Origin of the sequence: Streptomyces sp. HSW2009, assembly GCF_040240285.1 — a bacterium.
Taxonomy (GTDB): domain Bacteria; phylum Actinomycetota; class Actinomycetes; order Streptomycetales; family Streptomycetaceae; genus Streptomyces.
The window spans coordinates 1-12143 of record NZ_JBEHZD010000211.1; the positions used below are offsets into that span (position 1 = coordinate 1).

2 protein-coding genes and 1 pseudogene are annotated in these 12143 nt (G+C 73.9%); all 3 read right to left on the reverse strand.

Annotation, left to right across the window (positions count from 1 at the left end):
- Window positions 1-5300, reverse strand: a pseudogene (locus AAHZ94_RS17210) (beta-ketoacyl synthase N-terminal-like domain-containing protein); the annotation flags it as partial.
- A 22-nt stretch (window positions 5301-5322) separates the two neighbouring features.
- A complete protein-coding gene (locus AAHZ94_RS17215; RefSeq protein WP_349993792.1) occupies window positions 5323-11112 on the reverse strand; it encodes a type I polyketide synthase in 5790 nt (1929 codons plus the stop codon).
- Window positions 11112-12143 (reverse strand): beta-ketoacyl reductase (locus AAHZ94_RS17220; RefSeq protein WP_349993793.1); only part of this gene is annotated, 1032 nt, incomplete at its 5' end. The genes AAHZ94_RS17215 and AAHZ94_RS17220, both read right to left, overlap by 1 nt.

A 12143-nucleotide genomic window follows, 5' to 3' on the forward strand; every position in this document is an offset into this window, starting at 1 on the left:
ATGTTGTGGTGGGTGACGAGGTGGTGGGCGACGAGGCTGGCGAGTACGCCGGTGCCACCGGTGATCACCACCGTCCCGTCCCGCTTCGCGTCGGGCGCCGGCGGCATCGTCAGCACCACCTTGCCGACGTGCCGGGCCTGACTCATGAAGCGGAACGCGTCCAACCCGCGCCGCACGTCCCAGGTGGCGGTGGGCAACGGCCGGAGGTCACCCGAGGCGAACAGCGGCATGAGCGCGCCCATCATCCGACCGATCCGCTCGAAACCGGCGTCGATCAGGTCGAACCAGAGGTAGGACCGCCCCGGATGGTCGGCCGCCACCTGCTCCGCATCGCGGATGTCGGTCTTGCCCATCTCGACGAACCTGCCGCCGTCGCGCAACAGCCGCAGCGAGGAGTCGACGTACGCGTTGGCCAACGAGTTCAGCACCACGTCCACGCCGCCGGACGCGGCCCGCGTCCGCTCCTCGAAGTCCAGCGACCGGGAGGACGCGATGCGTTCCTCCGGCACGCCGAGCGCCCGCAGCACCGGCCACTTGGCCGGGCTCGCCGTGGTGAACACCTCGGCGCCAAGGTGCCGCGCGAGTTGCAGGGCGGCCAGGCCCACGCCGCCGGTCGCCGCGTGGACCAGGACGGACTCGCCGGCCCGCAGGTCGGCCAGTTCCACCAGGCCGTAGTAGGCGGTGAGGAACGCGATGGGCACCGAAGCGCCCTCGGTGTACGTCCAGTGCTCGGGCAGTGGTACGAGCAGCCGTCGGTCGACGACCGCGACCGGCCCGAACGAGCCCGGCACCATGCCCATCACCCGGTCGCCGGGCGCCAGGTCGGTGACGTCGGACGCCACCTCAAGGACGACACCGGCCGCCTCCCCGCCCATCACATCCTGATCGACCATGCCGAGACCGAGCAGCACGTCGCGGAAGTTCATCCCGGCCGCCCGCACCGCAAGCCGAACCTGCCCGGGGGCGAGCGCCGCAGCGGCCTCCGGATACGGCACCAGCGCCAGGTTCTCCAAGGTGCCCTTGCCCCGGGTGTCCAGCCGCCAGGGCCCGCCGTCCGCCGGCGGCTGCAATGCCTCCCCGGCCGCCTCCCGCACCAGCCGGGGCACCAACAGCCGCCCCGTGCGCAGGGCGAACTGTGGTTCACCCGAGGCGAGCGCCGCGGCGAACGCCGCTCGTGACGCCTCGTGTCCATCGACGTCGGCCAGTACGAACCGGTCCGGGTTCTCCGTCTGCGCCGACCGCAGCAACCCCCACAGCGGGGAGTGCACCAGGTCGCCCAGGGCCTCACCGGCACCCGCGGCCACCGCGCCCCGCGTCACCACGACCAGCCTGCCGGTGAACCGCTCGTCGGCCAGCCACGCCTGCGCCAGGCCGAGCACCCGGTCGACCGCGGCCAGCACCGCATCGGGCACCCCTGCGTCGGGCATCCCTGTACCGTCCACCCGCGTACCTCCCGCGCCCACCGGGGCGCAGGTCACCAGCACGGTGTCCGGCACCGCGCCGCCGGAGTCGGCCAGGGCAACCAGCTCGGCCAGATCGGGGTACGCGGTGATCGGCCGGCCGGCGGCGGACGCGCCCAACGCGAGGCCGTCCGCGCCGACCAGCGCCCAGGACGCGGCGGACTCCGAGACGGCCTCCGGCGAGGGCGCCTCGGCCCAGTCCACCCACAGCGCACCGTCGCGGTCACCGGAGCCGGCGGACCGCACCTGCTCCTCGGTCACCTCCCGACCGACCAGCGACGCGACCTCGGCCACCGGAGCACCCGCCCCGTCGGCCAAGGACAGCGCCAGGGCGCCCGCACCATCGTTCACCAGGCGAACGCGGAGCGTGGTCGCGCCGGCCGCGTACAGTCGCACGCTGGTCCACGAGAACGGCAGCCGTACGGGGGCGGCGGGGTCGACGGCGCCGTGCAGTGCCGCGTCGAGCAGCGCCGGGTGCAGGCCGAACCCGGCGGCTGCCGCCTGGTGCTCCGCCGGCAGCCGCACCTCGGCGAACAGAGTGTCGCCATCCCGCCACAGCGCCCGCAGGCCCTGGAACACCGGCCCGTAACCCAGCCCGCTCGCTGCCAACCGCGGGTAGAACCCGTCCAACTCCACCGGTTCCGCGCCCGCCGGCGGCCACACCGCAAGGTCCCAGTCCGGCTGTCGGGCACCGCTGCTGACGAAGCCGGTCGCATGGCAGGACCAGCCGGCATCGGGCCCGGCCCCGTCGGGCTGGGAGTGGATGGTCAACGGCCGCCGCCCGGAACCCTCCTCCGCGGCACCGACAGTGAGCTGCAACCGGACGGCCACACCCTCGGGGACGACCAGCGGCGCCGCGAGCGTCAACTCCTCCAGTACGTCACACCCCACCTGGTCACCCGTCCGGACGGCGAGCTCCACCAGCGCCGCCCCCGGCACCAGCACCGTGCCCCACACCGCATGGTCGGCCAACCACGGCTGCGACCGCACCGACACCCTGCCGACCAGCACCGCTTCCCCGCCCCCACCGGCCAACGACAACACGCCGCCCAGCAGGGGATGCTCCGCCGCATCCAACCCGGCCGCCCGGACATCACCCGCCGCCTCCGGGGCAGCCAGCCAGTAGTGCTGGCGTTGGAAGGGGTAGGTGGGGAGGTTCGGGTGGTTGGTGGTGGGTGGGAGGAGGTGGGTCCAGTTGGGGGGTGTGCCGTGGGTGTGTGTGGTGGCTGCTGCGGTGAGGAGTTGGGTCCAGGTGCCGTGGTCGCGGCGGAGGGTGCCGGTGATGGTGGCGGGGTGGTTGGTCGCCTCGGTGATGTCGTGGAGCGGGGTGGTGAGGACGGGATGCGGGCTGATTTCGATGAAGAGGGTGTGCCCGTTGTTCAGTGCGGTGGTGACGGCGTGGGTGAGGAGTACGGGTTGGCGGAGGTTGGTGTACCAGTAGTCGGCGGTGAGCTGGGTGGTGTCGAGTGCTTCGCCGGTGGTGGTGGAATACAACGGGACGTCGCTCTTGTGCGGCTTCAACACGCCGAGGGAATCGCTGAGTTGACCGCGGATGGCTTCCACGTACGGCGTATGGGAGGCGTAGTCGACGTTGATGCGACGGGCGTGGATGTTGTGTTGTTCGCAGTGGGTGAGGAGTTGTTCTACTGCGGTGGTTTGGCCGGCGATGACGGTGGTGTGGGGGCCGTTGTGGGCGGCGATGTGGAGTTGGTCTCCCCACGCCCCGGGGAGTTGCTGAGTGGCCTCCGGGGTGAGGCTGACCGATGCCATGGTGCCGTGTCCGGTGAGGGTGGTGTGGATGGCTTGGCTGCGGAGCGCGGTGACCCGGGCGCCGTCCTCCAGCGTCAGTGCTCCGGCGATGACGGCGGCGGGGATCTCACCTTGTGAGTGTCCGATGACGGCGGTGGGGTGCACACCCAGGGACTGCCACACCCTGGCGAGCGAGACCATGACGGCGAACAATGCGGGTTGGACGATGTCCACACGCTCGATGGGTTCACCGTTGGTCAGCACGTCCGTCAACGACCACTCGACGTACGGCGCGAGCGCGTTCTCACACTCGGCTATCGACTGCCGGAAGACATCCGACGTGGCAAGAAGTTCGGTGGCCATGCCGGTCCACTGGCTGCCCTGACCTGGGAAGACGAACACAGGCCGGCCGTGGTTGCCGCTTCCCGTCACCACGCCGGGGTGCTCCTGGCCCTGGGCCAGTGCGCCCAGCCCGGCGGCGAGTTCGGAGTGGTCGGCACCGATGACGACGGCACGGTGCTCGAACGTCGATCGCTCGGTCGCCAGCGCGTGTGCGACGGCGGTCGGCGACCAGTCGGGGTTGGCCTCCACGGCGGTCAGCAGTCGGTCGGCCGCGGCGTGCAGGGCCTGGGGGGAGCGGGCCGACAGTGGCCAGGCCACGGCCGGCGCAGCCGCGTAACCCTGCGGTTCGGGCTCCGGCTCGCGTACGAGATCTGGTGCCTGCTCCAGGATGACGTGCGCATTGGTGCCGCTGACGCCGAAGGAGGAGACGGCGGCCCGGCGCGGGCGGCCGGTCTCCGGCCAGGTGCGCTGCTCGGTGAGGAGGCGTACGGCCCCGGACTCCCAGTCGACGTGCGGTGTGGGTTCGTCCACGTGGAGGGTTTGGGGCAGGGTGCCGTGTTGCATGGCCTGCACCATTTTGATGATGCCGCCGACGCCTGCGGCAGCCTGGGTGTGTCCGATGTTGGACTTCAGCGAACCCAGCCACAGCGGCCGGTCCGCCGGTCGCCCCTGCCCGTACGTGGCCAGCAGCGCCTGCGCCTCGATCGGGTCACCCAACCGGGTTCCCGTGCCGTGCGCCTCCACCGCGTCCACCAGGTCGGGGGAGAGGCCGGCGGACTCCAACGCCTGTTGAATGACCCGCTGTTGGGAAGGTCCGTTGGGCGCAGAGAGACCGCTGCTCGCGCCGTCCTGGTTGATGGCAGAGCCGCGCAGTACGGCCAGTACCCGGTGCCCGGCGCGGCGGGCCGTGGAGAGCCGCTCCACCAGCAGCATGCCCGCGCCCTCGCCCCAGGCCGTGCCGTCGGCCGCCGCCGCGAACGACTTGCAGCGGCCGTCCCTGGCCAACCCACCCTGCCGGCTGAACTCCACGAAGGTGGTCGGCGTGGCCATCACGGTCACCCCGCCCGCCAGCGCCATCGTGCAGTCACCTCGCCGTACGGCCTGTCCTGCCAGGTGCAGGGCGACCAGCGATGACGAACACGCCGTGTCCAGCGTGACCGCGGGGCCCTCAAGCCCGAGCGCGTACGCGATCCGACCCGATGCGACACTGCCGGCGTTGCCGCTGCCGAGGAACCCGGCGACGGGCTCGTCCACCTCGTCACCCAGGCGCGCCGCGTAGTCGTGGTACATCAACCCGGCGAAGACACCCACCCGGGAGCCGCGCAGCGACGCCGGCACGATGCCCGCCCGCTCGAACGCCTCCCACGCGGTCTCCAGCAACAACCGCTGCTGCGGGTCCATGGCCAGCGCCTCGCGCGGACTGATGTCGAAGAACGCCGGGTCGAAGCCGGTCGCACCCTCAAGGAAGCCGCCTTCGCACACGTACGAGGTGCCGGGCCGCGCCCCGTCAGGGTCGTAGAAGTCCTCCAGGTGCCAGCCGCGCTCCGCCGGTGGGGCGCCGACGGCGTCCCGGCCCTCGGACACGAGCCGCCACAACCCCTCCGGGGTGTCCACGCCGCCGGGGAAACGGCAGCTCATCCCGATGATGGCCAGCGGTTCGCGGTCGGCTTCCTCCAGCTCGGCCACCCGGCGTCGGGACTCGGTGAGTTCCGCCGTGGCCCAGCGCAGATGCTCGCGAAACTTGTCTTCCTGTGACACTTTGAGCCTGCTCCTAAAGCCGGTTCGGGTTCGAGGGAGTGCCGCGGTCAGTGGTCCGCAACTGGTCAAGGGCCGCGAAGAGTTCGTCGTCGCTCGCCGCCGACAGGTCGGTGCCATCCGGCGCGTCCTGCGGTTCGTCCGCCCAGCGGGCCAGCAGGTCACGCAGCCGGTGGGCGATCGACCCGCGGGCCTGTGCGTCGTCGGCGAAGGCGGAAAGGAACTCCTCCAGCCGGTCGAGCTCGGCCAGCGCCGGCGCGACCTCGGTGCCCTGGTGCCCGCTCAGCTCGGCACACAGGTGGTCGGCCAGCGCGGTCACGTTGGGATAGTCGAAGATCAGGGTGCTGGGCAGATCGACACCGGTCTCCTCGTGCAGCGCGGCCTGGAGGTCGAGGCTGGCGAGGGAGTCGAAACCCAGGTCCACGAAGCCCAGCTCCACATCGATGCCCTCCTCCGGCGCCTCACCCAGCGCCACCGCAGCCTGCGTCAGCACCAACTCCGTCAGCACCCGCAGCCGCTCCGGCTCCGCCATGGCCCGCAGCCGCTGCGCGGCGGGCAACCCGCCGCCGTCGACCGGTGCGCGCCCACCCGCCGCGTCCTGCGCTGGCACGGCCGCCCGAGGTACGGCGCCGGGGGCGACCGCACCCGCCCCGGCGGGCGCCGCCGCCGCTGCGGCCAACTCGCGTAGCAGCGGGGCAGTACGGTGCCCGGCGGCGCGCTCGCGCAGCCGTTCGGGATCGAGGTGGAGGGGGACCAGGACCGGTTCCCCGCGCACCGTGCGGGCCGTGTCGAAGAGGTCGAGCGCATCCGGTGTCGTCAGGGCCCGCACCCCGTCCCGGCCCATCCGCTCCCGCTCCCGATCCGTCAACTCTCCAGTCAGCTTGCTGCGTTCGGCCCACAGGCCCCAGGCCAGGGAGCGCCCGGGCAGACCGGTGGCGTGCCGGTGCCGGGCGATGGCGTCCAGGCAGGCATTGGCCGCCGCGTACCCCGCCTGGCCCGCAGGGCCGAAGATGCCGGACGCGGAGGAGAACAGCACGAACTCGCGGAGGTCGAGCCCCCGGGTCAGCTCGTGCAGATGCCAGGCTGCGTCGACCTTGGGCCGCAGCACCGCCGTGAGTCGCTCCGGCGTCAGCGCCGGCAACAGGGCGTCGTCGACGACTCCGGCCGCGTGCACCACACCCGTCAGCGGCTGCCCGGCCGGCACCGCACGCACCACGTCGGCCAGGGCCCGCCGGTCGGCCACATCACAGTCGGCGAACGTCACCTCGGCGCCCAACGCGGCTATGTCTGCCGCGAGTTGGGCAGCTTCGGGGGTCTGTTCGCCGCGCCGGCTGACGAGCAGTAGCCGTGCCGCACCCTGTGCCGCAAGCCGCCGGGCGACCAACCCACCGAGCGTTCCGGTGCCACCGGTGATGAGCACCGTGCCGTGCGCGGTCGCGCCGGGCTCGCCCGCGGTGGTGTCCGCGGTGGGTAGCGGAGTGAGCCGCGGCACCAGGGGCTGCCGGTCGTGCAGCGCCACCTCCGGCTCCGCATCGAGCAGTGCGAGCGCCGCCGCCACGGCGGCCGGCCCCGCACCGGCGCCCAGGTGCAACAGGCCGAACCTGTGCGGGTGCTCCGACCGCGCACTCCGCAACAGCCCCTGCACCGCGGCACCCACCAGGTGACGGCCGGGCGCGTCGATGCTGGCCACCGGAACACCGGGTACTGCTTCACCGGCGGTCGGAACACCGCCCGCAGGAACACCAACGACCGCGTCACCGGCCACCGCGTCACCGGCCGTCGGAAAACCGGCCGCTGCATCACCGGCCACCAAGTCACCGACTGCCGTACTGCCGACCGCTGTGTCGCCAACCGCCAGGTCACCGCCGACCACGTCGCCGGCAGCCAAGTCACCGCCCACCGGGTTGCCGACCGCCAGGTCACCGCCCCCCGCGTCGCCGACCGCAACCAGCCGCGCCCCAGCCAACCCCGGCGCTGCCAGCCAGGCCCGTACCAGTGCCAGCAGTTCACCGGCCGCGGCGTGCACCGCGGCCGGCAGATCGGAGGTGCCGGGCGCCGGCGGCTCGGGCACCGGCCACAGTACGACCGCAGGCGCGGGCGCGCCCTCGGCCACCGCCGTGACCAGCTCAGGAAGGCCCGGATAGGAAGCCGCACCGAAGGCCAGCGGCAACTTTCCTGGGTTGTCGCCGAGTACCGCGACCGGGCCCGTGGCGCCGCCACCCGGGGCGGCGGCCGGCACCCAGTGCGTACGCAACAGCGCACCGGACGCGGCGGGCAGCGGGGCCCGGAACGGCCTGGACTCAAGACGGGCGACGGAGAGCACCGGGGCGCCGGCGGCATCGGTCGCGGTCACCGTCACGGCGTGCGGCCCGTCGGGTGTGATGCGCACGCGCAACGTGTCGCCCCCGGCCCCGACGATCCGTACGCCCTGCCATGCGTACGGGACCAGCGGCTTTGTGTCCCCGGCGGGCGTCGCGGCGATCGTGGCCCGCAGCGCGGCGTCGAGCAGCGCCGGATGCACCCCGAACCGGTCGGTCTGCGCCGGCACCGCGGCCGGCAGGACCGCCTCGGCGAACACCTCGTCGCCGCGTCGCCACACCGCCCGCAGCCCGTCGAAGGCGGGCCCGGCGCCGATGCCCAGCCGCGCCGCCCGGGCGGCGGAGTCCGCGCGGCCCCCCCGGTCGGGCCCCGGCGGCGGGCCCGGGGGCCCCGCCCCCCGCCCCCCCCCCCCCCCCCCCCCCGGGGGCCCCGTTCCCACCGCGTGCCGGGTCCACCGGCCGGCACCCTCGCCCGAGTCGCCCGAGTCGCCCGAGTCGCCCGCGTCAGCCGCGCCACCCGCGGGACGCGCGCCACCCGCATCACCCACGGGACGCGCGGACAGTTCGAAGGTGCGCTGGCCCGCGGCGTCCGGGCCACCCACGAACAGACGCAGCGCGCTGCCCTCCGCAGGACCGGCCTCGGGCCCCGGCAGCACCAGCGGAGCGACCAGCTTCAACTCCGCCACCTGCCCGCACCCGGCCCGCTCACCTGCCCAGCTCGCCAACTCGGCCACCGCCGTGCCGGGCAGCAGCACCCGGCCCAGCACCCGATGGTCGGCCAGCCACGGATGGACGCGTACGGACAGCCGGCCCGTGTAGACCACTCCGCCGTCGGGCAGCGGCACCGCCGCGTCAAGGAGCGGATGGCCGGCCGGTGCGAGCCCGGCCGCCGCCACGTCGGGCACCGCGGGCCCGTCGTCCAACCAGTAGCGACGGCGACGGAACGCGTAGGTCGGCAACTCCACCGCGGGCGACCCGCTGGGGAACGCCGCCGACCAGTCCACCGGCAGGTCGTTGACGTGCAGGTCGGCCAGCGCGGCCGACAGCCCGTCAGCGCCGCTGGCCCCACCGGTCGGCGAGCCGACCACGCGGACCGTACGCCCGGCCGCAGCAGCCAGTGCCGCGATGCCAGGGGCGACCGCACCCGCCTCGCCGACCTCGACGAACAGCGCGTGGCCGCGCCCGAGCACCTCCCGTACGGCACCGTCGATGCGGTCGGGAGCCGCATGGAACGGCACGCGGGCCCCCGCCGGATCGACCGGTGGGACGACCGCGGAGGTCACCGCACGGGCCCCCTCCTTCAACGACAGCGCACCGGCCACACACGCCCCGGCCACCTCGGCCGAGCCCACGCCGATGACCGCCGCGGGCCGCACCCCGTACTCCTCCCACAGCCCGGTCAGCGCCACCAGAACCGCCCACCGAACGGCCTGCCCCACGACCGCCGAGCCCCCTGCAACCGCCGCATCCGCTGCATCGTCTGCACCTGCCGTCCCCTCCGCGGTGGACACGGTGGACGCGGTGGCCGTGGCAGAGGCGGCGCATGCGGCGGACGCGCCCGCGCCACCGGACAGCAGCGCCCGCACCGACCAGTCGACGCAGTCGCTCAGCGCCTCGTCACACTCGGCGAGCCGCCGGGCGAACGCGGGCGAGGCGTCGGCCAAGCGGGCCGCCCAGTCCAGCCGCTCCGGCGCGGCCAGCACGAACACCGCCCGCGCGGCGGTGCGCACGCTCCCGCTCGTCACCCCGGGCCCCGACCGCCCGGCGGCCAGCGCCCGCACCCCGGCCAGCAGCTCATCCCGGTCGGCGCCGAGCACCACGGCCCGGTGGTCGAAGACCGAGCGGGTACGGGCGAGCGCCGCGCCCACCGCATCGGCGGTCAACTCCGGGCGCTCGGCCACGTACCCGGCCAGCCGTTCGGCCTGGTCCCGCAGGGCCGCAGTGCCACGTCCGGAGAGCACCCACGGGACGGGGCCGGGCAACGGCGCGGACGCGGCCCGCACCCCGGCCCCCGCCACCACACCCACATCGCCAGCCGCATCCGCAACCGCGTCGGGAAGCTCGGCGGGGTACTCCACGATGACGTGCGCATTGGTGCCGCTGACCCCGAACGAGGACACCCCGGCCCGCCGCGGGCGACCCGTCCGCGGCCACGCCCGCTGCTCGGTCAGCAACTCCACAGCACCGGCTGACCAGTCCACGTGCGGGTTCGGCGCATCGACGTGCAGCGTGCGGGGCAGCACCCCGTGCCGCAGCGCGAGCACCGTCTTGATCACCCCGGCCACCCCGGCGGCTGCCTGCGCATGGCCGATGTTGGACTTCACCGAGCCCAGCCACAGCGGCCGGTCCGCCGGCCGGTCCTGCCCGTAGGTGGCAAGGAGCGCCTGTGCCTCGATCGGGTCGCCGAGCGAGGTGCCCGTGCCGTGCGCCTCCACCGCGTCCACCTCCGCCGCGGACAGCCCGGCCGCGGCGAGCGCCTGCCGAATGACCCGCTGCTGCGCCGGCCCGCTCGGTGCGGTCAGCCCGCTGCTCGCCCCGTCCTGGTTGACGGCGCTGCCCCGGACCACCGCGAGTACCCGGCGCCCGGCGCGCCGCGCGTCCGAAAGCCGCTCCAGGAGCAGCACGCCCACGCCCTCCCCGAGCGCCGTGCCGTCGGCGCCGTTCGCGAACGCCTTGCACCGCGCGTCGGCCGCGAGCCCGCGCTGCCTGCTGAACTCGATCAGCGCCAGCGGCGAGGCCATCACCGTCACCCCACCGGCCAGCGCCAGCCCGCAGTCACCCGAGCGCAGCGCCTGCGCCGCCTGGTGCACGGCGACCAGCGACGACGAACAGGCCGTGTCCAAACTGATCGCCGGCCCCTGGAGCCCGAGCGCGTACGCCACCCGCCCGGAGGCCACACTGCCCGTACTCCCGTTTCCGAGGTAGCCCTCGAACTCGCCGGGCGCCTGGCGCAGCCGGGCCGCGTAGTCCTGGTAGATGACGCCGGCGAACACCCCGGTACGGCTGCCGCGCAGCGCGAGGGGGTCGATGCCGGCCCGCTCTACCGCCTCCCAGCAGGTCTCCAGAAGCAGTCGCTGCTGCGGGTCGGTGGCCAGCGCCTCACGGGCGCTCATCCCGAAGAACCCCGGGTCGAAGGAGGCCGCGTCGTGCAGGAAACCGCCCTCGCGCACGGAGACGCTGCCGCGCTTTGCCGGGTCCGGGTCGTACAGGTCCGGGTCCCAGCCGCGGTCGGTCGGGAACGGGGAGATGACGTCCTGCTCGCCCGTGACCACCCGCCACAGGTCCTCGGGCGATGCGACGCCGCCGGGGAAGCGGCAGGCCATGCCGACGATCGCGATCGGCTCGTCGCCCGCCGCCTCCACCTCCCGCAGCCGCTGCCGGGTCCTGCGCAGGTCCGAGGTCAGCCGTTTGAGGGTGTCGAGAACCTTCTTGTCGCTCGTCATGCCGGTGTGCGTCTCCCCCCGTGAGGTGGTGTCCACGTCGTTCATCAGCCGCGCAACTCGTCGTCGACGATGTCCAGAAAGTCGGCCAGGGAGACGTCACCGAACTCGTCATCCGCAGCGGCATCGGCGCCCGGGCCGTCCCCGTACACCTCGCCGTCGGACCCCACCACGTCGGCGAGCAAGTCCCGTAGCCTCTTGGCTAGTTGTTCGCGGGCCGGCCCGTCGACTGCCACCGCCGACACGTCGGCGGCCACACCGTCGAGCCGCGCCAACACCCCGCCCAGATCGGGCCGCTCCCGCTCCCGCAGCAACTCCCCGAGGCGGTCCGCCACCTCGGCCGGCGTGGGATGGTCGAAGACCAGGGTGGCGGGCAGCCGCAGCCCGGTGGCCGTGGCCAACCGGTTCCGCAGCTCCACCGCGCGCAGCGAGTCGTAGCCCGCATCGAGGAAGCCGCGCTCGTCGCTGATGACGTCGGCCGAGGTGTAACCCAGGACGAAGGCGGCCTCGGACCTCACCAACTCCCGCAAGGCATGCGCGCGTTCGCCAGGTGAAAGACCGTCCAGTATCCGCTGGGCGCCCTGCTCCGCCGGCTGCGCGGCATCGCCCGAACCCCCCGGCGCACTGCCGGCGACCGTACGGGACGGCGCCGCCGCCCCCAGCAGCCCTCGCAACAGTGCGGGACGCGGACCCGAGCGGGCCCTGAGCCCCGCCAGGTCGAGCCGGACCGGAACCACCAGCGACCGGTCCTGCCCCAGAGCCAGGTCGAACAGGTCCAACCCGTCGGCCGATGACAGCGGCAACACCCCCGACCGGCGCAGCCGCGCGAGGTCCGCCTCGTCCAGGGTGCCGGTCATCGCACTGACCTCCGACCAGAGCCCCCACGCCATCGACACCGCGGGCAGCCCGAGCCCCCGCCGGTAGTCGGCCAGCGCGTCCAGATACCCGTTGGCCGCCGCGTAGTTCGCCTGCCCCGCATTGCCGAGCACGCCCCCGGCGGCCGAGAAGAGGATGAAGAAGTCGAGTGGGGTGTGGTGGGTGAGTTGGTGGAGGTTCCAGGCGGTGTGGGTTTTGGGGCG